The organism is Streptomyces bambusae, from assembly GCF_019400985.1.
GTDB classification, from domain to species: Bacteria; Actinomycetota; Actinomycetes; order Streptomycetales; family Streptomycetaceae; genus Streptomyces; species Streptomyces bambusae_A.
The window spans coordinates 1-21,408 of sequence record NZ_WTFF01000049.1; the positions used below are offsets into that span (position 1 = coordinate 1).

The 21,408-nt window shown below is 74.6% G+C and carries 18 protein-coding genes; 6 read left to right on the forward strand and 12 right to left on the reverse strand.

Annotated features, from left to right (window positions below):
* Nucleotides 1-235: 235 nt before the first annotated feature.
* Nucleotides 236-1,504, reverse strand: coding sequence for an NAD(P)/FAD-dependent oxidoreductase (locus tag GPJ59_RS09990; RefSeq protein ID WP_219666128.1), 1,269 nt, complete (start codon nt 1,502-1,504; stop codon nt 236-238).
* Between the two features lie 146 nt (nt 1,505-1,650).
* On the opposite strand from GPJ59_RS09990, the gene GPJ59_RS09995 reads away from it, so the two are divergent.
* Nucleotides 1,651-2,289 carry a TetR/AcrR family transcriptional regulator gene (locus tag GPJ59_RS09995; RefSeq protein ID WP_219666129.1) on the forward strand — a complete coding sequence of 213 codons (639 nt, stop codon included), beginning with the start codon at nt 1,651-1,653 and terminating at the stop codon, nt 2,287-2,289.
* A 58-nt stretch (nt 2,290-2,347) separates the two neighbouring features.
* On the opposite strand, the gene GPJ59_RS10000 is transcribed toward GPJ59_RS09995, so the two are convergent.
* The 7 genes from GPJ59_RS10000 to GPJ59_RS10030 form a co-directional block, all read right to left on the reverse strand.
* Nucleotides 2,348-2,710, reverse strand: coding sequence for a hypothetical protein (locus GPJ59_RS10000; protein WP_219666130.1), 363 nt, complete (start codon nt 2,708-2,710; stop codon nt 2,348-2,350).
* The gene (locus tag GPJ59_RS10005) at nt 2,707-2,973 is read right to left on the reverse strand and encodes a hypothetical protein (RefSeq protein WP_219666131.1); all 267 of its coding nucleotides are present in this window, start codon (nt 2,971-2,973) and stop codon (nt 2,707-2,709) included. The genes GPJ59_RS10000 and GPJ59_RS10005 overlap by 4 nt, the downstream gene beginning before the upstream one ends.
* Before the next feature lie 108 nt (nt 2,974-3,081).
* Complete coding sequence (locus GPJ59_RS10010) at nt 3,082-4,356, reverse strand: type III PLP-dependent enzyme (RefSeq protein ID WP_219666132.1); 1,275 nt, start codon at nt 4,354-4,356, stop codon at nt 3,082-3,084.
* The gene (locus GPJ59_RS10015) at nt 4,353-6,185 is read right to left on the reverse strand and encodes an IucA/IucC family protein (protein WP_219666133.1); all 1,833 of its coding nucleotides are present in this window, start codon (nt 6,183-6,185) and stop codon (nt 4,353-4,355) included. Before GPJ59_RS10015 ends, GPJ59_RS10010 begins: the two co-directional genes overlap by 4 nt.
* A complete protein-coding gene (locus GPJ59_RS10020) occupies nt 6,185-7,573 on the reverse strand; it encodes an MFS transporter (protein ID WP_219666152.1) in 1,389 nt (462 codons plus the stop codon). Before GPJ59_RS10020 ends, GPJ59_RS10015 begins: the two co-directional genes overlap by 1 nt.
* 74 nt (nt 7,574-7,647) lie before the next feature.
* The gene (locus GPJ59_RS10025) at nt 7,648-9,447 is read right to left on the reverse strand and encodes an IucA/IucC family protein (RefSeq protein ID WP_308120220.1); all 1,800 of its coding nucleotides are present in this window, start codon (nt 9,445-9,447) and stop codon (nt 7,648-7,650) included.
* Entirely contained in the window at nt 9,444-10,628 is a 1,185-nt protein-coding gene (locus GPJ59_RS10030) for an ATP-grasp domain-containing protein (RefSeq protein ID WP_219666134.1), read from the reverse strand. The genes GPJ59_RS10025 and GPJ59_RS10030 overlap by 4 nt, the downstream gene beginning before the upstream one ends.
* 263 nt (nt 10,629-10,891) lie before the next feature.
* Here GPJ59_RS10030 and GPJ59_RS10035 point away from each other — a divergent pair, with 263 nt between their 5' ends.
* The gene (locus GPJ59_RS10035; protein WP_219666135.1) at nt 10,892-11,800 is read left to right on the forward strand and encodes a (2Fe-2S)-binding protein; all 909 of its coding nucleotides are present in this window, start codon (nt 10,892-10,894) and stop codon (nt 11,798-11,800) included.
* Between the two features lie 113 nt (nt 11,801-11,913).
* On the opposite strand, the gene GPJ59_RS10040 is transcribed toward GPJ59_RS10035, so the two are convergent.
* On the reverse strand, nt 11,914-12,933 hold the full coding sequence (locus GPJ59_RS10040) for an ABC transporter substrate-binding protein (RefSeq protein WP_258024149.1): 1,020 nt from the start codon (nt 12,931-12,933) through the stop codon (nt 11,914-11,916).
* A 189-nt stretch (nt 12,934-13,122) separates the two neighbouring features.
* Here GPJ59_RS10040 and GPJ59_RS10045 point away from each other — a divergent pair, with 189 nt between their 5' ends.
* From GPJ59_RS10045 to GPJ59_RS10055, 3 genes are read left to right on the forward strand one after another with little or no spacing between them, the layout of a single operon-like run.
* Nucleotides 13,123-14,226: a FecCD family ABC transporter permease gene (locus GPJ59_RS10045; RefSeq protein ID WP_308120221.1), complete on the forward strand. Its 1,104-nt coding sequence runs from the start codon at nt 13,123-13,125 to the stop codon at nt 14,224-14,226.
* Nucleotides 14,223-15,287, forward strand: coding sequence for a FecCD family ABC transporter permease (locus tag GPJ59_RS10050; RefSeq protein WP_219666136.1), 1,065 nt, complete (start codon nt 14,223-14,225; stop codon nt 15,285-15,287). Before GPJ59_RS10045 ends, GPJ59_RS10050 begins: the two co-directional genes overlap by 4 nt.
* A 1-nt stretch (nt 15,288) precedes the next feature.
* The gene (locus GPJ59_RS10055) at nt 15,289-16,185 is read left to right on the forward strand and encodes an ABC transporter ATP-binding protein (protein WP_219666137.1); all 897 of its coding nucleotides are present in this window, start codon (nt 15,289-15,291) and stop codon (nt 16,183-16,185) included.
* Between the two features lie 357 nt (nt 16,186-16,542).
* Here the strand turns inward: GPJ59_RS10055 and GPJ59_RS37280 are convergent, their stop codons facing one another.
* Complete coding sequence (locus GPJ59_RS37280) at nt 16,543-17,217, reverse strand: DUF4396 domain-containing protein (RefSeq protein ID WP_258024151.1); 675 nt, start codon at nt 17,215-17,217, stop codon at nt 16,543-16,545.
* A 174-nt stretch (nt 17,218-17,391) separates the two neighbouring features.
* Here GPJ59_RS37280 and GPJ59_RS10065 point away from each other — a divergent pair, with 174 nt between their 5' ends.
* Complete coding sequence (locus tag GPJ59_RS10065) at nt 17,392-18,303, forward strand: sigma-70 family RNA polymerase sigma factor (RefSeq protein ID WP_219666138.1); 912 nt, start codon at nt 17,392-17,394, stop codon at nt 18,301-18,303.
* Nucleotides 18,304-18,362: 59 nt separating this feature from the next.
* Here GPJ59_RS10065 and GPJ59_RS10070 read toward each other — a convergent pair whose 3' ends face one another.
* Nucleotides 18,363-18,995: an NAD(P)-dependent oxidoreductase gene (locus tag GPJ59_RS10070; protein WP_219666139.1), complete on the reverse strand. Its 633-nt coding sequence runs from the start codon at nt 18,993-18,995 to the stop codon at nt 18,363-18,365.
* A 136-nt stretch (nt 18,996-19,131) separates the two neighbouring features.
* Nucleotides 19,132-21,351, reverse strand: a complete 2,220-nt coding sequence (locus tag GPJ59_RS10075) for a PP2C family protein-serine/threonine phosphatase (protein WP_219666140.1) — start codon at nt 21,349-21,351, stop codon at nt 19,132-19,134.
* Nucleotides 21,352-21,408 lie beyond the last annotated feature (57 nt).

Consider the following 21,408-nt stretch of genomic DNA (forward strand, 5'->3'; position numbering starts at 1 on the left):
AAACTGGGCGAGCGCGGACGGCCCGTGCACGGGTGCGTTGCCCGACGCAGCGCCGGGCGCGGCGGCCGCCCGCCGGCCGTCGCCCGCCGGGGTGGGCGCCCGCGCGCCCCGCGCGGGCGCCGCCCTGCCCCCCCCCCCCCCCCCGGGGCGGGGGGGGGGGGGCGCCCGGCTCCCCCCCCCCGCCCCGCCGGCGGGCGAACAGGCGGGCGTAGGCGGGGCTTCGGCGGGCGTTCGGTCAAGCCGCCGCACGCCGAGTGGTGGCCGGCGCTTCGGCCTGCTCGGCCTGCCCGGCCTGCGCGCTCTGCCCGGCCTGCCCGGCCTGCGCGCTCCGCTTCGCCCGGAGCAGTCGCCGCTGCCGGGTGGCCGCCCCTCCCGAGCCGCGGTGCAGGCGGTACCCGCCGGGCTCGGCCCCTTCGGCGGCCAGGTGCTTGACGACCACCGTGCACACGGTCTCCTTGAGCTTCGCGCCGAGGCGGCCGTCGATCTTGAACCCCACCGCGACGTCGGACCGGTTGGCGAACTGGAAGATGCCGTCGCCGCGGCCCAGGCTGATGCACTGGGCGGCGAACGGCTGGTTGAGGGTCTCGGGCCGCTCCCCCGCGATCCGGCTGAGCACCGTGTCGGCGGCCCGCGCGCCCATCGGCATCGCGGCCTGGCAGCTCATCCGCAGCGGCAGGTCCGACGGCGCCGCCGAATCCCCGGCCGCGATGATGCGTACGTCGTCCACGCTGGTCAGCGTCTCGTCCGTGAGCAGGCGCCCCAGGGCGTCGGTGCTCAGCCCGCTGCGCACGGCCAGGTCCGGCACGCCGAAGCCGACGGTCCAGATCGTCACCGCACTCGGCAGCTCGCGCCCGCCACCGAGCCGGACGGCATCACGGGTCACAGCCGTCACCCTGGAGTCGGGGCCGTCGAGCACCGTCACCCCGAGTCTGCCCAGGCGCCGGGCCACCGAGCGGCGGCCCCGGGGGTGCAGGTACGGGCCGAGCACCCCGCCGCAGACCAGGGTCACGGCGCGGCCCTGCTCGGCCAGTTCGGCGGCAGTCTCGATGCCGGTCGGACCGGCTCCCACCACCGTCACCGCGGCCGTCGCGGGCGCGGCGTCCAGGACCGGCCGCAGCCGCCCGGCCTCCTCGAAGGTGCCGATCGGGTAGGCGAACTCGGCCGCCCCGGGCACGCTCGGGTCGGCGCTGCCGCTGCCGACCGCGTAGACCAGGTAGTCGTAGCCGGCCGTGCCGCCCGACGCCAGCGCCACGCTGCGCGTCGCCGCGTCGATCCGGGTCACGGTGTCGACCACCAGCCGGACGCCCTCGCCCAGGACCTCCCGGTAGTCGACGACCGCGCTGTCCGTCCCGCCCACCAGCTGGTGCAGGCGGATGCGGTGGACGAAGCTCGGGCGCGGATTGATCAGCGTCACCGTCACGTCGGCGCGCTGCGTGAGGCGATTGGCCGCCATGACGCCGGCGTATCCGCCGCCGATCACGACCACATCGGTGTTCTCGTTCATGGTGCGTCCTCCGCATCAAGGGGTTCGGCTTCGAGTTCACGCCAGTGCAGTTGCTGCACTGCTGTGCAGCGACTGCATGAAGATATACTTATTGCCTGAGGGGGCGTCAAGCCCCCACCAACCCGACCGGGGAGGGACAGGGCACGATGACCAGTGAGGATCCGGTCCGCCGCGGCGGCGGCCGTGAAGCGCAGCGCCGCCGCACCCGCAAGGCGATCGTCGACGCGGCGGTCCGGCTGAGCGCCGGCGGGGCGACGCCGTCCATCGACGAGATCGCGGCCGCCGCCGACGTGTCGCGGCGCACGGTCTACGCGTACTTCCCGAGCCTCGACCACCTGCTGATCGACGCGACCGCCGGCGCGCTCAACGAGCCCCCGGTCGAGCAGGCGCTGGCCGACCCCTCGATCTCCGACGACCCCGCGGCCCGGGTGGACGCCCTCATAAGGACGCTGTTGACGTACTCACCGCAGTCGCTTCCGCTCGGCCGTCGGCTGATCCGCCTGACCGTCGATCAACCGGCGGGCGAGACCGCGGAGCCGGCCGGCCCGCGCCGCGGCCCGCGCCGGATCGAATGGCTGGAGCAGGCCTGCGAACCGCTGCGCGGCACGCTGAGCCAGGAGTCGTACCAGCGGCTGATCTCGGCCCTGACCATCGTGGTCGGCTGGGAGGCACAGATCGCCCTGCGCGACGTCCGCGGCCTCGGCCCCGAGGCCGAGGAGGAGGCCATCACCTGGGCGGCACGGGCCCTGGTGGAGACGGCGATCCGGGAACACGAGGCGGAGTAGTTCCCAGGCTTCGACGCGGGTTCGCTTCCCGTCACCCGCTCATGCACGAAGGCCCAGGTCAGACCCGGGCCTTCGTACGGATGCCGGCCTCTGCGGCGGCGGCGTTGCGGATGCGGCTGATCTCGGCAGCAATGTCGCGGGCCGTGCCGAGGTCGGCGACCTCTCCGGCGCGGGCCTCGAGCGCGCGAAGCCGGGCAGCGGTCTCCGGGTGCCGGGCGATGGCCACCTCGACGACCCACGCCTCGGTGAAAGTGCGAAGAGGAACGGCAGACACCTCGGCGCGCGCACGCGCCGTACTGGCCGCCCGGTCGCGGTCGAAGGCGGCCAACAGGTGCGGGGCGATCTGGGCGAGGGCGGCGCGGATCGCCTCGGGATGGGCCGGCGGCTGCGGGACGGCGGACGGCTGCGGCGCGGTGCTCATGCGACTTCGACCCTCTCCTCCTGGTCCAGCTCGCCTGCCCGGTAGGCGTTGGCGAGCGTGGTGACGTGCTGGCGGGACCAGCCGACACGACGGCCTACCGCGGCCTTCTGCCCATAGCGGTCGGCAGAGCCGATGCGGCCCGCCGTGCGGTTGAGGTGCGCCTGCGCCCACGCAAGCACCTGCTCAGCCCGACGGACAGCCGCGAGAGCGTCGTCCAGCTCGTCTTTCTCGCCGTCGGTCAGAGGATCACTGGTGGCTCGCACAGACCGAGCATAAACCGTCGCCCCTCCTTGACGCTATGAAGACTTCGGGAGCTTCGGGAGCTTCGGGAGCGAGTAGACGGAAGACAGGCGGACGGACGACGGCCCTGCCTATCCCACGAAGTGGTGGGTCGGGTGGGGGTGCATCAGGAAGTCGTGGTGGGAGATGTTCCAGGCGTAGGCACCCGCCAGGGCGAAGGCCACGCGGTCGGCGGCGCGTAGGCCGGGGGCGGGGACGTGGCGGGCCAGGAGGTCCTTCGGGGTGCAGAGCTGGCCCGTGAGGGTGGACTCCGGGCGGTGGGTGGACGGGCGGGGCCAGGGGTGGGGCCAGGCCTCGACCGGGAGGACGGTGCAGGGCTGGTCGTGGCCCTTCGTGGCCGGGGTGCGCAGGTGGTGGGTGCCGCCGCGGACCACGGCGAAGGCCTCGCCGTGGCTGTCCTTGACGTCCAGGACCTCGGTGGCGTACCAGCCGCAGTACGCGGTCAGGGCGCGGCCCGGTTCGATGCGCAGGGTCAGACCGGGGTGGGCGGCGGCCAGGCGGCCCAGGCCGGCGCCGTAGGTCTGCCAGTCGAAGCGGCGGGCCGGCTCGGCGTAGGAGACGTGCATGCCGCCGCCCACGTTGACCTCGGCGAGGCGGACGCGGTGGCGGGCGGCCAGGTCCGTGGACCAGGCGACGATCGACTCCGCGGACGCCAGCAGCTCCGGGGCCTCCAGGCCGCTGGCCAGGTGGGCGTGGACGCCGAGCAGCTCCAGGTGCGGGTGGCCGCCGTCGGTGAGCAGGCGGACGGCGGTGTTCGCGTCGGCCGGGTCCAGCCCGAACGGGGTCGGGCGGCCGCCCATCGCGAGTGAGCTGCCCGCCAGCGAGGCGTCGGCCAGCGGGAGGTTGAAGCGGAGCAGGACCCCCACCCGGGGCTCCCCCTCGCGCCGCGGACGGCGCTCGGCGAGGGCCGCCAGCACGTGCAGGTCGTGGAGGCTCTCCACGTGGAAGCGGCGGACGCCCTGCTCCAGGGCGGCCGTCACCTCCGCCGGGGTCTTGCCCGGTCCGCCGAAGGCGAGCGGCCGGCCGGGGACGGCCTTGCCGACGTGGGCGAGTTCGCCGCCGGAGGAGACCTCGTAGCCGTCGACGTACGGGCCCAGCGCGGCCAGGATCTCCGCCTCGGGGTTGGCCTTGGCGGCGTAGTACAGCTCGACCCCGGCCGGCAGGGCCGCCCGGACCTCGGCCGCGTGGGCGCGCAGGGCCGTCAGGTCGTAGACGTACGCCGGGAGGTCGGTGCCCTCCAGCGAGAGGATCCGCTCCCTGGCCGCCGCGGTCAGCAGCGGCGCGGGCGCAGGCGGCGCGGACGGGCTCGGCGCGGACGGGCTCGGCCCCGTCGTGGCTGCGGTCATCGGGCGTCGCTCCAGGTGGTCTCGTCGTGGGCCGCCCCCGACAGGACGGCCTCGGCGAACGGGGAGGCCAGGCGCACATAGCCCGCGTCCCGGTCGGCCTTGCGCTCCCAGCGGGTCAGCAGGTTCGCCTTGGCCGGCAGCGGTACGCCGGCCAGCAGGGCGGCGAGCCGCGGCGGGCAGCCGTGGCGGTCGGCGTGCGCCTGGAGGGTCGTACGGACCTGGGCCCACAGCGCGGCCTCGGTCTGCGGGTGCAAATCGGCGAGGGCGGCGAGCATCTCGGCGACATGGTTGACCAGCAGGCAGTAGACGACCCGGTCCCAGCCGCGCTGGGCGTCGTACGTCATCGGGCCGGCCACGTCGGCGGGCAGCGAGGCGAGCAAGGCTGCGTGCCGCTCGGGCAGCAGCTTGGTGCCCTCCAGGTCGCGGAAGAGGACCTGGGCCGGCATGCCGTCGTCGTCGACGCAGACGACCACGTTCTGGAGGTGCGGTTCGAGGACCAGGCCGTGGTCGAAGTAGGCGGCCAGCACCGGCGGGACCAGCAGCTTCAGGTACGCCGCCCACCAGGCGAGGGCCGTCTGCGGGCCGGCGCCCGCCAGCAGCCGGGAGATGTGGCCGGGCCCGGTCGGGTACTCGTCGGCGACGGCCGCCGCGAGCAGCGGGGTCGTGCCCGGCAGGAGCCGTCGGGACAGGCCCTCGCGGACGATCACGCCGAAGCCTTCGAGCAGCGCGCGGTCGGGGGCGCCGTCGGGGCCGGGCAGGGCGAGGCTGCGGTACGCGGGCTCGCGGAGCATGGCGCTGCCGGGGAAGCGGGCCGCCAGGTCGGCCAGCGCGGGCTCCAGCAGCCGGGTCATGGCGACCGCGCCGGACAGCTCGTAACTGGAGTTCTTGCGCAGGCAGTTGGTGATGCGGACGTTGAGGCTGAACTTCAGGAACGTCTCGCCGTCGTAGAGCGTGCGCACCGACGCGGTGGCGGCGAACGGCTCCCCGCCACTGCCGAGGTCCAGGATGTCGCCCCGGTCGAAGGCCGCCCGGAGCGCGGGGTGTTCGCGGAGCATCTCGTACTGCCAGGGGTGGGCCGGCAGCAGGCGGTACCCCTCCGGCACGTCCGGCCGCAGCCGGTCCAGGGGCGCGCTGGAGGTCTCGTCGACCGACTCCTCGGCGATCAGGTGGGCGCGTACGGCGAGGTGGCGCAGGGGGAAGGCGGCACCCACCTCGGGGGCGTACGAGAGCCAGGACGCCGCGTCGCCGCTGCGGGCCTTGGGGGTGGGGTGGAAGCGGTGGCCGAAGAGGAGGGACTGCTCCGAGGCGAGGTACGTCGCCAGGCCGTCCTCGGCGAGGGCCACGGCCATGGCTGCGACACCCTCGCGGTCCGCCGAGCCGTCGCGCGCCGCCAGGGACGCCAGGGCCGCGGTGACCGCCTCGTGGGTGGAGGCGACCTGGTCCAGGAACTCGTCGTTCCGTACGCCCGTACGCAGCGACAGCTCGTCCTGGGTGTACTCGGCCAGGCGCCGCCAGTCGGTCTCCGTCCAGACCTCGCCGCGCTGCTCCAGCACGGGGCCGGCGAACCGGTGGGCGCCCAGCAGGGAGGTGCGGCGCAGGGCGACCCGCAGCAGCAGGCCCCGGCGGGGCAGGCGCAGCAGCAGGTGGCCGGCGGAGACGGCGCTCTGGTGCTCCGGGCCGGACACCTCGCGCAGCAGGCAGTTGAGGAGGGTGTGCGCGACGACGGCGTCGGCGCTCGGCAGACCGGTGGGGGCGGCGCCGGCGGTACGGGCGGCGGGCACGGTGGCGGTGGCGGTGGCGGTGGCGAGCGACTTGTTCAGCGGGGGCATCAACGGCTCCAGCGGGTGCGGATGGAACGGAGACTGCTACGGGAGCGGGGCAGGGCGAGGGCGCACACGGCCAGCACCGCCACGGCCCCGCCGGTGAGCACGGGGGCGGCCGGGCCGTAGTGGCTGGTGCCCACGGCGGCGGCGACCCCGGCGACGACGGCGCCGGCCTTGGAGAAGAACTCCCGCGAGCCGAACAGCCGGCCCGGCGCGCGCCCCTTGGCGCATTCGGCGGCGGCCAGTACGGACAGGCACACGAGCCCGAGCGTCATACCCGCGCCGAGCAGCAGTCGTACGGCGGTCAGCGTGACCAGGCTGTCGGCCACGCCGTGCCCGGCCAGGCCGAGCGCGATACAGGTGAAGCCCAGGGCCATGCCGAGCCGGGGGCGGCGGTGGCAGGCGGGGTGCAGCGCCATCGCCGTCACCAGGTAGAGGAGGTGCGGGAGGGCGAAGAGGGCACCGGAGAGGAACGGGGACGTGCCGGGTATTCGCTCGTCGATCAGCCGGATCAGGTAGGGGTAGGAGATGACGGTGGAGAAGACGAAGGCGAACTCCAGGGCGTAGAGGGCGCGCAGCCCCGACGCCGGGGAGGGCTTCCCGGTGGCCTCCGGCGCCGACGCGCCGGCCTCGGCCGCCACGGACGCGCTGCTCGCCTCCGCCGCCCCGGCGGGTCTGCCCGTCCCGGCCGCCCCGGCGGCCGGCTCCGGTCTCGGCCCGCGCGACTCCGGCAGGGCCGCGATCAGCACCGCCGCCGTCAGCGGCAGGATCGCGAGCAGGGCGTACTGGCGGTGCGGCGACAGCCACGGCGACAGCGCGCCGACGACCATCGGCGCGACGAGCAGGGCCGCCCGCGCCGCGCCCTGCATCAAGGTGAGCGCCTTGGACAGCTCCGGGCCCTGCAGGGTGGCGCCCAGGTAGCCGTTGGAGGCGGCGTACGTGCCGCCGAGGATGCCCTGGAGCACCAGGGCCAGGGTGAACGCGGCCAGGGAGTCGGCCCACCCGGCCAGGACGAACGACAGGGCGAGCCCGAGCTGGGCGCGCAGCAGCAGCCGCTTGCGGCCGAACCGGTCGGCGAGCCGGCCCCACAGCGGGGCCCCGACCCCGGCGAAGAGGGTCGGGACGATGTACAGCACACCTGCCCAGCGGCCGGTGGTGTCGCCGAGCTCGGGCAGGATCTCGGTGAGGTACGGGGGCAGCCCGAGGGCGGCGAAGGACGCCACGAAGAAGCACCCGGCGACGGCATGCACCTGCTGCCGCCCCAACGCCGGCCGGCCCGCCTGCGCGGCCCCGTCCGCCGCGGCCGGAACGGTAGACGCGGCCGACGGAAGCGAGGCGGCCGGAGCGGCCGGAGCGCCCGGCGCGATCGGCGCATCCGGCTGCCTCGCCGGCATCGAAGCCGTCGCCGCCGACGCGGCCGTCGCCGCCCTCAGCCCGACAATGTCCGCCGCCGCAGGCGCTGTCGCACTCATCGCAGGTCCCTCGCTCGCCGTCGCAGGTAGTTGGGGCCGGTCGTGTAGTGCGTGTTGATGTCGGAAGCGCCCGAGCGCTCCTTGGTGAGCAGCGTTCCGGCGGTGACCATGGCCTTCACCGGCAGTTCGACGGCGTCCAGCACCCGCTCCCGCAGCTCCGCGCCCGGCTCCCCTGCGCCCGTCCCGAGCCGCTCGGCGGCCTCGGCCAGCCGTTCGCGTACGAGCCCCAGCACCGCCTCCGGCGAGGCGGTACGGCCGTGCTCCGCCAGCCCGAAGGCGTACGAGCCGGCGCACAGGTGGAGGGTGATGGTGGTGAGCATGTCGGTGACGGCCCGGTAGTCCTCGCCGAACATCCGCGGGTCCTGGAAGGGGGCCAGCAGCTCGTCGGCCTCGGCGCCGAGGGTCTGCCGCAGCCGCGGCACGTTCAGGCGGGGGCTGTCGTCGTCCTTGAACAGCAGCCGCACGCGGGTGCGGCCGTCCTCGGGGGTGCGGTCGAACACCAGGGAGATGTTCTGCTGGTGGGACGCCAGGGCGATGCCGTAGCCGTAGAGCGTGGTCTGCCAGTCGAGCAGCAGGGTGAGGCAGGCGTCGAGCAGGGCCACCGGTTCGCCGTCGTAGAAGCGGTCGGCCAGGTGGTCGACGACCAGCCGCCCGCCCGGCGCGGTGCTCAGCAGCGCGGCCAGGGGCAGCACGACGGCGCGGTCGAGGCCGGCCGGGTAGCGGCGGCAGAGGACCGCGAGCAGCTCGTGCCCGGCGTGGGCGTAGACCGTCTCGTCGGCGTGCAGGATCGCGTCCTTGAACCGCGGCTCCCGCGCGACCACCGCCTCCACCAGCCGCTGCCCGGCGGCGCCGTGCACGAGGGTGACGGGCTTGATGGTGCGGCGGTTGCGCAGGCCCAGGGTGGCGGTGGCCAGCGGCAGCTTGACGTGCAGGTCCGGCTCTCCGGCGAGGCCGACCGTACGCATGGACAGGGTCGGTACGGCTTCCCCGTACGTCCCGTACGTCCCGTCGGCGAGGACGGCCGTGTGCTCCAGGCCCGCCTCGCGCAGCGCGTCGCGCAGCGGGGCGCCGAGGGTGAGCGGGTGGACCGGCAGCGCGAGGTGGCTGTCGGCGAGCTCGGGCAGGCCGAGGTCGGCCGGCGAGGGCCAGCTCGCGGGCAGCAGGGCCGGGCCGCCGGGGACGGTGAGTGCCTCGCGGGGTACGGCCAGCCAGCGCAGGACGAAGCCCGGGTGGAACTCGGGTGCGTACGCCCGCAGCTGCTCGTCGTCCAGGCCGGAACGGCCCCGCGCGGTCGGGTAGACCGGGTGGTCGAGGCGGGCGGCGAGGGTGTCGAACGCGAGGGAGGCGGCCAGGCCGGTCCAGTCGGCGGGGTCGGCGCCGTAGCGGGCGGTCAGGTCGTCGAAGACCTCACCGGCCGTACGGTCGTGCAGCCGCATCGTGGCCAGCGTCTGGCGGCACTCCTCGGCGAAGGCCACGAAGCCGGGGAGGTCGCGGGGGTCGGCGAACGCGGTCAGAGCGCCCAGGACCGCCTCGGACCCGGTGAGTTCGGCGCCGTCCGGTTCGCGCACCAGCAGCGGCCGGCGGGCGGCGTACTCGCCCTGGAAGCCGTCCTCGGCGACCGGCAGCAGCAGCGCTGCCGGCTCGCCACCGTCGGGCAGCGGCAGGCGCAGCCAGCGGCCGTCCTCGCGGTCGACGGTGGTGGAGCGGGTGCGCAGGCCCACGACGTCCTCGCGGACGAAGGCGCTCAGCACCCGCAGCAGCAGGGTTTCCTCGGCGGCTTCGGCGACGCCGGTCACGGCGTGATCTCCCAGCGCTCGGTGGCGAGGAAGTCTGCGTGGACGCGGTTGACGGCTTCCTGGTCGGTGCCGACGACCCGCACGGCGCCGAGGTAGTCGCGGTGGGTGTGGGCCAGCTCGCGCCACTCGCCCACGGGCCGCATCGGCCGGTACCTCAGCCGTACGCCGTCCGCCTCCCGGTCGGTGGCCTCGGGGGCGGCGGTCAGCGTGCCGGCGCGGTCGGACATCGGCCACGAGATCCGGGCCGCACCGTCGCGGCGGGCGCCCAGGTCGGCCGGGAGCGGCTCACCGAGGTAGGTCCGCAGCACCAGTTCGAAGAGCGGGATGCCGAGCAGCTCCGCGAGCAGCAGGTCGCACTGGTCGCCGATGGCCCGGTAGTTGACCTCGATGATGCGGGCGCGGCCCTCGTGCACCACGAACTCGGTGTGGCAGATGCCGAAGCCGATGTCGAGGGCGTCGAGCTGGGCGAGGATCTGGGCGACGACCGGCTTGGGGTGGGCCGGGACGAAGGTCAGCTGCTGCTCGATGAAGAGCGGCGGCGGGGTCAGTTCGGTGCGGAATCCGCCCAGCACGTGGCGGACGGTGCCGTCCCCGAGCGTCTCCAGGGTGTACAGCTGGCCCGCGAGGTACTCCTCCACGACCAGCGGCACACCGGGCCGCCGTGCCTGTATCTCCTTGCACTGCAGGAGCAGGTCCTCGGGTCCGTGCACCATCACCACGTTCTCGCTGGCCACGCCCTCGCGCGGCTTGAGCACGCAGGGGTAGGGGACCGCGGCGGCGTCGGGCAGCTCCCCGGGGGCGATCTCCACGGACCACACCGAGTCGGTGCCGGACGCGGCGAGGTGACGGCGCATCTGCGCCTTGTCCTTCACCCGCAGCGCAGCCCGCCAGTCCTTGCCCGGCAGGCCGAAGTACTCGGCGGCCAGGGAGGCTTGCACCTGGAGGTGGTCGCTGTTGGAGAACACCGCGTCGGGGGCGTGGTGGGTCGCTATCCGGGTGATGACGGCGCGGAAGTCGCGTACGTCGCACTCCAGGACCTCGACCTCGGCGCCGTAGCGCTCGCGGTGGGCGTCGGGCTGGTCGGTCAGCACCGTGACGTCCAGGCCGAGACGGGCCGCGGCGGGAAGGAAGCCGTCCGTGACCGAATCGGTGGGAGGGAGGGCGAGCAGGTACAACCGCATGGGCGGATGCCCCTTCCGAGTCGTGGCGGTGGCGAGCAGCCGTGGTCACGGAACGGTCGGCTCGACGCCGGCGGCTGACAACACACCGGCCGTCGCAGTTTAGGTTAGGCAATCCTTAGTCTCAACCCGGGCCTGCTCCATTCGAGTTGCCGGGATTGATCGCCGATCACCAATGAAGGTAAGGTTAACCTTACCAACTCACGCTTCCCTGATTCCGGTGTTCCGTTGCCCCGGTGACACCCGCCCACTCATGAGGAACGCCGATGACGACCCCCCTGGACACCCTGGTGCCGCGCACGGCCGTGCGCGGGGGCAGCGCTCTCGCCCCCGGCTACCGCCGTCTCGCCGTGGTGTGCGAGGCGTTGGAGGTACGGGTCGCAGGCGATCCCGACGGCAGCGGAAACGACACGGCAGCGCCGACGTCCGGCACCTGGGTGACCGGCGCGCAGCTCGCGGAGGACCCGCAGGCCCTGACGGCCTTCATCGGCGCCGAGTCCGCGCGTATCCGGGAGCGGCACGGCCACGAACCCCGCCCGGACGTCGCCGCCTCCCGCGCCCTGCACGACTACGCATGGTCCGTCAGCATGCTGATGAGCGGCGCCTGGTACCTGGACCGCCGCGTCCCGCGCATCCGCCCGGCCGAGATCCGCGCCGACCTCGCGACGGGCCGGTACGAGGTGACCCCGGGCCACGGCTTCGCCTGCCTGCCGGACGATCCGGCGGCCGACCCCGCCGCGCTGTTCGGCGTACGGCTGTCCGGCGTGCGCACGGTCGCCGACGAGGAGGCGCTGCGCGCCGAGTTGCGGGCCGCGGTCGTCGACCACATGCGGCCGGTGCTGGCCGCCTTCGGCCCGCACGTCCGGCGCGGGCCGCGGGCCCTGTGGGGCATGGTCGGCGACGACCTGGTCTCCGGCATCTGGTACCTCGGCCGCGTCCTCGGCCAGGAGGAACGGTCCGTCAGCGCCGCGACCGAGCTGCTCCCGACGGCCATGGCGCCGTTCCCCGGCGGCGCGGACTTCCGCCGGCTGGTGGACCGCGGGGGCCGCGCGCACCCGACCCGCACCCGGATCGGCTGCTGCCTGTACTACAAGCTCGACGCCGCCCGCGCCTGCGGCACCTGCCCGCGCACGTGCGACGCGGAGCGGCTGCGGCGGCTGGAGGACGAGGGCTGATCCGGCAGCCACGACGACGGCGGGCCGGTACCGGAATTCCCCGGTACCGGCCCGCCGTGTCGGCCGCGTCCGTGTCGGATCACCCGACCGCGTCGGTCACTTGACCGCTTCGGTCACTTGGCGGGGTCGACCTTGAAGATCTTCGCCATGTCGTCCAGCACCATGTCCGCGCCCTGGAGCGAGACCGAGGTCATCCACGTGGCGTCGTCCACCTCGTGGACGTTGCCCTTCTGGACGGCGTTCAGGCGCTGCCACAGCGGGTTCGCCATGAACTTCTTCTTGCGCTCCTCGCCGCCCGAGAAGGCGGTGAGGAAGATGTGGTCGGCGTCGGCCTGCTGGATCTGCTCCTCGCTGATCTCGATGTTGAACTTCACGGTGTCGCGCTGGTTCTCCGGACGCAGCAGGCCCATGTCCGTCAGGATGATGCCGCTGAAGCTCTTCGGCAGGTAGATGCGGGTCGGGCCGTCCACGAAGCGGGCGATGGAGATGGTCGGCTTGCCGCCGTCGCCGCTGCCGCCGCCCTGGGCGTTGATGGCGTCACCGATCTTCTTGGCGCGGGTCTCGTACGCCGTCAGCTTGGCCTTGGCCTTCTCCTCCTGGCCGAGCGCCGTACCGAGGAAGGTGATGTTCTCCTTCCAGATCGGACCCGTGGTCTTGACGAAGACGGTCGGGGCGATCTGACTCAGCCGGTCGTACAGGTCCGCGTGGCGGACGGTCGCCGAGACGATGAGGTCGGGCTTGAGGGCCGCGATGGCTTCGAGGTTGGGGCTGTCGAGGGGGCCGACGTCCTTGGTCTCCTTCACGGCGTCACCGAGGTAGGCCGGGAAGCCCTTCTGGTCGCGGTACGTGCCGACGCCGCCGACCAGCGGGGTGTCCAGCGCGACGACCGCCTCGACCAGGCTGTTGTCCAGCGCCACCACGCGCTTGGGCTTGGCCTTGATCTCCGTGGAGCCCTTGTCGTGGGTGACGGTGCGCGGGAAGCCGGCGTCGGCGGCCGCGGCGGGCTTGCCCTCGGCCTCGGAGTCCTTGCCGTCCTTGCTGCCGCCACCGCAGGCGGCCAGCGAGAAGGCCATGGCTGCCGTCAGGACGGCAGCGGCGATCCGCCCGGGCCGGCGACGCTGAAAGGTGTTCATCGGGTCTCTCCCCTTGAGCTGAGGTGCGACGAGCAGCTGACCTCCGGTCCCGCGGACTTCACGAAACCGTTGGCCAACGACTTAGGCAAGGCTTACCTGCGTAAGGCGCTGTGAGAATAGCCGCTGCGCAGGTCGTAATCCACCCGGGAGGGCCTCCGCTTCGGTTAGGCATCCCTTACCTTGTCAAGGGTGACCCTCAAGCCAGCCGTCGCCGGGGCGACCGGATCGACCGGATCGACCGGATCGACCGGAACAACTCCCCGCCGCACCCCGCCGATCCGCCCCGCACCCCGCCGGACCGCCACCAGAGCCGCCGTGGCGGTGGCGCTCCTCGCCGCCGTTCTCGCCGCGGTCTGCGCCTCGTTCGCCATAGGCACCAAGTCGGTCCCGCTCTCCGACGTGCTGTCCGCGATAGCCGGCAGCAGCGAGGGCGACGCGGTCGTCATCCGCGAACTGCGCATGCCGCGCACGGCGATCGGGCTGATCGTCGGCCTCGCCCTCGGCGCGGCCGGGGCGGTCGCCCAGGACATCACCCGCAACCCGCTCGGCGACCCGGGCCTGATCGGCATCAGCGCCGGCGGCTCGTTCGCCGTCGCCCTCGGCATCGGCATGTTCGGGCTGACGAGCCCCTACCAGTACATCTGGTTCGCCTTCCTCGGCGCCGCGCTCGCCGGCCTCCTCGCGTACGCCGTCGGCGGCACCGGCTACGGCGGCGCCACCCCGGCCAAGCTGGCGCTCGCCGGGGCCGCCGTCACCGTGCTGCTCGACGCGGGCACCAACACCCTCGTCCTGCTCGACGTACGCACGCTCGACCAGTACCGCTTCTGGGCGGTCGGCTCCCTGGCCGGGCGGGACTCCGGGCTGGCCTGGGACCTGCTGCCGTTCGCGGTGGCCGGGCTGGTGCTGGCCGTCGGGCTCAGCGGCCGGCTCAACGCGCTCGCCCTCGGCGACGACCTCGCCACCAGCCTGGGCACCAAGGTCAGGACCACGCGCGCACTGGGCGCCGTCGCGGTCATCCTGCTCGCGGGCACCGCCGTCGCCGCGGCCGGACCGGTCACCTTCGTCGGCCTGGTCGTACCGCACGTCGTACGCGCCTTCACCGGGCCCGACGCCCGCTGGCTGGTGCCCTGTTCGGCGCTGGGCGGCGCGGCCCTGATGCTGACCGCCGACGTCGTCGGCCGGATGGTGGCCCGCCCCGGCGAACTGGAGGCCGGAGTCGTCACCGCCCTGCTCGGCGCCCCCTTCCTCGCCCTCCTCGTCAAGCGGGGCAAGCTGAAGGAGCACACCCGATGAGCCGGACCGACCTCCTGCGGTGGGAGGCCGGGCCGGTCGGCGTCGCCGTCCGGCCGCGGGTGGCCGGCGCAGTCCTCGCGCTGGTCCTCACCGGCTTCGCGGGCCTCGTCGCCTCCGTGTCCCTCGGTACGTACGCCATCCCGGTCGACGAGGTCGTCGGCGCGGTCCTCGGCTTCGGCGACGGCGCCGCGAACCTGATCATCCATCAGCTACGGCTGCCGCGCGCCCTCACCGCGCTGCTGGTCGGCGCCGCCTTCGGCCTGGCCGGAGCGGTCTACCAGGCCGTCACCCGCAACTCCCTGGCCAGCCCCGACCTCATCGGCATCGCCGCCGGCTCCGGGGCCGGCGCGGTCACCGCGATCCTGCTCGGCGGCGTCACCGCGGCCGGGGCCGGCACCTTCGGCGCCGTGCCGTTCGGCGCCCTCGCGGGCGCCCTGCTCACCTCCGCGGTGATCTACCTGCTCGCCTACCGCGACGGCACCATCACGGGCTACCGCTTCGTCCTCGTCGGCCTCGCGGCGAACGGCGCACTCATCGCCCTGACCCGCTGGGCGCTGGCCCGGGCCGACATCGACCAGGCGTCCCGGGCGATGGTCTGGCTCACCGGCAGCCTCAACGGCCGCGGCTACGAACACGTCCTGTGGTCCGGGCTGGCCCTCGCGGTGCTGATGCCGCTGACCCTGGCGCTCGCGCGCCCGTACCAGCTGCTGCAGTACGACGACGACACCGCGCGCAGCCTCGGCATCCCGCTGCGGTACGCCCGGATCGCGCTCCTGGTGCTCGCCACCTGCCTCACCGCCCTGGCCACCTCGGCCGCCGGCCCGATCGCCTTCATCGCGCTCGGGGCCCCGCAGATCGCCCGCCGGCTCGCCGGCACCGCCGGGATCCCGCTGGTCACCAGCGCGCTGACCGGTGCGGTGCTGCTGATCCTCGCCGACCTGGCCGCCCGGCTCGTGCTGGCCCCGACCGAACTGCCCGTCGGCGTGCTCACCGGCGCCGTGGGCGCCCCGTACCTGCTGCTGCTGCTCGCCCGGGCCAACCGGGCCGGAAAGGGAGGCTGACATGACCGCCCCGCCGACCGCCCCCGCCACCATCACCGACACCGGGACCACCGCCGGCGGAACCACCGCCGCCGGGACCACCGCCGCCGGGACCACCCGGGCCGCGGCACTGCACGGGACCGGCCTGCGCCTGGGCTACGGGGACCGGATCGTGGCCGAGGGCCTCGACCTGCCGATCCCGGCGGGCCGGGTCACCGCCCTGGTCGGCCCGAACGCCTGCGGCAAGTCCACCGCCCTGCGCGCCCTGGCCCGGCTGCTCAAGCCCGCCGACGGGGCCGTCCTGCTGGACGGCGAGGACATCGCCTCCCTCTCCGCCCGGGACTTCGCCCTGCGCCTGGCCCTGCTGCCGCAGACGCCGAGCGCACCGGACGGCATCTCCGTACGGGACCTGGTCGCCCGCGGCCGCACCCCCCACCAGCGGTGGTGGCGCCAGTGGTCCTCCGAGGACGAGGCCGCGGTCGACGCCGCCCTGGCCGCGACGGGCGCGGCCGACCTGGCCGACCGCTCGATCGACGAACTCTCCGGCGGCCAGCGCCAGCGCGTCTGGATCGCCATGGCCCTGGCCCAGGACACCTCGGTCCTGCTGCTGGACGAGCCCACGACCTACCTGGACCTGGCCCACCAGGTCGACGTCCTGGAACTGGTCGCGGAACTCAACCGCACCGACGGCCGCACGGTGGTGATGGTCCTGCACGAGCTGAACCTCGCCTGCCGCTACGCCGACCACCTCGTGGCCATGCGCGACGGCCGCGTCGTGGCCGCCGGGCCCCCGTCGGAGATCGTCACCCCGGAGCTGGTCCACGAGGTCTTCGCCCTCCCGGCCCAGGTGATCCCCTGCCCGGTGGCCGGCACCCCCCTGGTCGTCCCCCAGGGCGGCCGCCGCCCGACCCCGGCCTGACGGGCCGGTGCCCCCGGTCCGGCCGGGGGCACCGGGCCGTGCATTCACGGGCGCCGGCCGGGTAGCCGTAGTCGAGGAGGCTGTACGGACGGTGACGCGGGAGGCGGTCATGAGCCGGACGGGCGAGCAGGGACCGAGCCACCCCTTCCCCGCGGGGCCGCAGCCGGGGCCGCATCCCACGCCGCCCACGCATCCGGTCCCCGGCGATCCCCACTCGCCGGCGCCGAAGCCCCCGCCGGAGCCGGAGCCGGACCGGGATCCCGGCCCGCGGCCCGTACCGCCCGCCCAGCCCTGATGACGGCGAACGGCCCGGTCCCCTTGCGGAAGGGGACCGGGCCGTTCGCCGTCGGGCGGGGGTCAGTGGAAGGCGTGGACCACGGCGTGGCCCTTGCCGCGGCCGATCATCCACTTGTTGACCGGCGTGGTGATCAGGAAGGCGATGGCGAAGCCGCCGAGCAGCGCGCCCCAGAACAGCGCCTCGTCCAGGTGTGCGTCCATCGCCCCGGGGACCAGCGCGATGATGCCGTTGTCCACGAGCTCCATCACCGCGATCGAGACGGTGTCGGCGGCCAGCGCCACCTTGATCGCGGTGCCGACGTCGAGGCCCGCGCGGCGGATGCCGAAGAGGGTGAAGGCGTAGCCGAAGACGAAGGCCAGCACGATCGCCAGAACCATCGTGGGTACGTTGCCCCAGGCCAGGGCGGTGCCGATGACCATGCCCAGGATCTCGCCGACGGCGCATCCGGTGAGGCAGTGCAGCGTGGCCTGCGCGGCGGCTCTCCAGGTCACCTTCCCGAGGGCGTGGTGATGACCGTGGTGGCCGTGGTGGGCCTCATGGTTCCCGTGGCCCGCGTGGCCCTCGTGACCGGCGTGGCCTTCGTGGCCGACGTGGGTCTCGTGGCCGGCATGGCCGACGTGGCCCTCGTGACCGTGGTGGGCTGCGTGGTCGCCGTGGCCCTGCGCGGTGGTCCCGTGGTCGTGGTGCTGGGTGGTGCCGGTGTGCTGTGCGCCGTGGTGAGCCGTGTGGTCCATGACTGCCATCCCCATTCCCGTCCCGAGTGGCCCCGTTCCCGGACCCACACCAGAACCATATACCCCCCAGGGGTATTCCGGAAGCCCCGGACGGCAACCCCGCCATCGCACGACGGCGCCGGGATATCGTCATGGCGGGACATGATCCACAGCGGCTACGGGGGTGCGGTCAGAGTGCGTGACGACGAGGTTCTGGCACGGCGGTTCGAGGCGCACCGCCCCCATCTGCGCGCGGTGGCCTACCGGATGCTCGGCTCGCTCAGCGAGGCCGAGGACGCCGTCCAGGAGGCCTGGTTCAGGCTGAGCCGGTCCGACACCGACGGGGTGCACAACCTCGGCGGCTGGCTGACCACGGTCGTCGGCCGGGTCTGCCTGGACATGCTGCGCTCGCGCACCACGCGCCGCGAGGACCCGCTGTACGACCAGGACGGGCAGCTGGTCCGGCTCCCCGACCCGATCGTCAGCAGCGCGGACGGCATCGGCCCCGAGCAGGAGATCCTGCTGGCGGACTCGGTCGGCATGGCCCTGATGGTCGTCCTGGAGACGCTCTCCCCCGCCGAGCGCCTGGCGTTCGTCCTGCACGACACGTTCTCCGTGCCCTACGAGGAGATCGCCGAGGTGCTGGGCCGTACGCCGGCCACGACGCGGCAGCTGGCCAGCCGCGCCCGGCGCCGCGTACAGGGCGGGGCGCCCGCGCCCGACACCGACCTGGCGCGGCGCCGCGAGGTCGTCGACGCCTTCCTGGCCGCGGCGCGCAGCGGCGACCTGAACGGCCTCGTCGCCGTCCTCGATCCCGACGTCGTGGCCCGCTCCGACGGCGGGACGCTGCGCCCCGGCGGGCTGCGCCGCGGCGCCACCGGGGTCGCCTCGCAGGCAATCATGTTCGCCCGGTTCGCGGAGCGGGCGCACCCGGCGCTGGTCAACGGCAGCCCGGGCGTGGTGGCCCTGTCGGCCGACGGGACGCCGCTGTCGGTCATGGCGTTCACCGTCCGGGGCGGCCGGGTGACGGCCCTCGACATCCTGACCGACCCGGAACGCCTCGCCCGCCTCGACCTCGGCGCCGTGACGGGGCGGTCCGGGGCGTGACCGCGGGTCAGTAGGCCCGGTCAGTAGGCCCGGTCAGCAGGCCGGGCCAGTAGGCCAGGTCAGTAGGCCACGGTGATGCGCGCCTTGGGGTGGGCGGCCTGCTCCAGTTCGTCCACGAAGGCGACCGCGTAGTCCTCGGCGCTGATCCGGCTGTTGCCGTCGGCGTCGGCGAGGAGCCAGTCGCCGCCGAGTCGGAAGGTGCCTGTGCGGGTGCCCGGGGCGATCTCGGCGGCCGGGGACACGTAGGTCCAGTCGAGGTCGTCCACCGTCCGCAGAGAGGTCAGGACGGCGTCGTGGGTCAGGGCCTCCGCCTTGTAGAGGTCGGGGAAACCGGGGGCGTGCACGAGCTTGGTGTCCTCGGCGACCAGGAGGCTGCCGGCGCCGCCGACGACGGCGAGCCGGTTCACGCCGGAGGCGCGTACGCCCGCGACCAGGTTCTCGTAGAGGGCGGTGAACGGCTCCAGCGGGTTCGAGCCGTCGCGCGCCGGGGACACCGCGGAGACGACCACGTCGTGCCCGGCGGCGACCTCGGCCACGGACTCGCGGTCGCCGGCGTCGCCGGTCACACCCGTCACACCGGCGGGGGCGCGGCCGGAGCGGGAGACGGCGGTGACCTCGTGGCCGCGGGACACGGCCTCGGCGGCGATCCGGGTGCCGATCATGCCGGTGGCGCCGAACAGGGCGATCTTCATGAGAGGACCTTTCCGGGAGGTGGTGAGGGGAGGGGCGGGTGAGGGGGAGCCGCCGGGACGCGGGGCCCTTCGCCGCGGGGCGGGGTGGCCGCCGCCCTCAGCCTCGCACTTTCAAATTGAAAGCGCAACCTCTCGGTTAGTGCTCCGAGTGTTCCGTGAGGCCCGCCGACTCCGCGTCGCGCAGCCGCACCACCACCAGGCTGGTGTCGTCCTCCGTGTCACCCGTGACCGCCGTGATCAGGGCGCCGGCCCGTTCCTCCGGGTCCACGGACGTCAGTGACTCGGCCGTCCGCCGCAGCACCTCCAGCGACTCGTCCAGGCCGACGTGTCGGCGTTCCACGAAGCCGTCGGTGTACAGCAGCAGCGTGTCGTCCGGCCCGAGGGGGATCGAGGCCTCCTCGTACTCGGCGTCCGGCAGGGCGCCCAGCAGGAGGTTGTGCGGGAGCTCCAGGAAACGGGCGCCGCCCGCGTGGATCAGCAGCGGCGGCAGATGGCCCGCGCTCACCAGGTGCAGGACGTGGTCGGCCCGGTCGTAGACCGCGCACACCGCGGTGGCCGTCGGGTGGTCCGGGGAGGCCAGGGTCACCGTGTTGAGCCAGGACATCACCCGGCCCGGCGCCGCCCCGGTCAGGGCCAGCCCGCGCAGTGCGTGGCGCAGCGCCACCATCGAGTTGGCCGCCTCGACCCCGTGCCCGGCGACGTCGCCGACGGCGAGCAGGATCCGGCCGCCGCCGAGGTCCATCACGTCGTACCAGTCGCCGCCCACCTTGTAGGCCTCGGCCGCGGGCCGGTAGCGGGTGGCGACCTCCAGGCCGTACGTCTCCCCCAGCGACGGCGAGATCGCCTCCTGGAGCTGGCGGACCAGCCGCTCGCGCAGCAGGGCGTCGGTGTGCGCGGCGGAGAGCTCGTCCGCGGTGGCCGACAGGGCGAGCGCGGTGCGGTGCTGCGCGGAGACGTCCTGGTAGACGCCCGCGATCCCGGTGAGGACGTCGCCGGCCATGCGCGGCTCGGCCGCGACGTGCACGTGCCGGAGGCCGCCGTCCGGCCGTACCACCCGCACCACGACGCGCCCGCCCCGGTGCCGGTCCACCAGCGAGGCGAGCAGCTCCTCCAGCAGCGGCACGTCCTCGGCGTGCAGCCGGGCGCCGACCCGGGCCAGCGGCAGGGGCGGCCGGTCCCGGTCCATACCGAACAGGACGTAGGCCTCGTCGCTCCACACCACGGCCCCGGTCGCCAGGTCCTCGCGGAACGGCGCCACCCGCTCCAGCCGCCCCAGCACCCGCGCGAGCACCGCGTCGTCCCGCGGCCGGGTGTCCCACAGCACCACCGCCCGGCCCCCGCCCAGCGGGACCACCCGTACGTCCTCCAGGCCGGCCACCTCCCCCAGGAACTGCGCGCCGACCCGGTCCGCCGCGGCCGCCAGCGCGGGCCAGGCGTACGGGAGGACCGCCGCGGCGGGGCGGCCGACCGGGTCCGGACCGCCGCCGAGCACGATGCCCGCCTGCGGGTTGACGTACGCGATCCGCTCGGGGTCCCCGCCGTCCTCGCCGATCAGCACGGCCGGCTGGTCGAGCAGGTGCAGCAGCTCCTGGAGCGCGGCGTCCACCTCGCTCGGCCGGGCCCGCGGCCCGGCGGCGTCCAGCAGCGCCCCGCACGGCTCGCACAGCAGCTCCGCGGTGCGCCGGACCGACGCACCCACCGCCTCGGCGGCCGGGCCCCCGGGCCACACGGCGAGCGCGACGCCCACCACGCCGCCCTGGCGGCGCAGCGGCATCACCGCGCGCAGGGGCCGCCCCTGCATACCCGCCCCGCCGCCGGGCAGCCGGTCGTCCACGCCCCACCAGCTCCCGCCCTCCCACAGCACCCGGTGCAGCGGCGTGTCGGGAGGCACCCACTGCCAGTGCGTGGCCTCCTGCGGCGTGGCCCCCGCGTGCCCGGCGAGTTCGAGGCAGTCGGTGTCCGTGCGCCGCCACAGGTAGAGGGCCCGGACCCCGAGCCGCCGCAGGCCCCCTTCCAGCAGGGACGCGGCCGCCTCGCCGGCGCTGTCGGACACCGACACCGCGGCGGCCCTCCGGCGGATCTGCCGCGCCTCGGCGGGCGACTCGGCCACAACGGCGCCGACGGCGGCGTTGACCACGTCCGCGGCGAGGTCCTCGGCGCTCAGGCCGGTCGACACCGCGAGCTCCAGGAGGTGGTCGCCCGCGGCCGTCGGGCTCAGGCGCAGCTGTTCGACCAGGACCCCGGTGGCCAGGTCGAGCAGCCTGCGCCGGGCCCGGCCGCCGCGCAGTTCGGCGACCTCGGCGCTCAGTCCGGCCACGGCGGCGGCCAGGGACTGGTTCGCGGGCTCTACGGGCATGGGCCGGGCCCTTCCTCCGCGGCTGCCGGTCGGACCCCCGGCGGCCTGCCGGTCGGA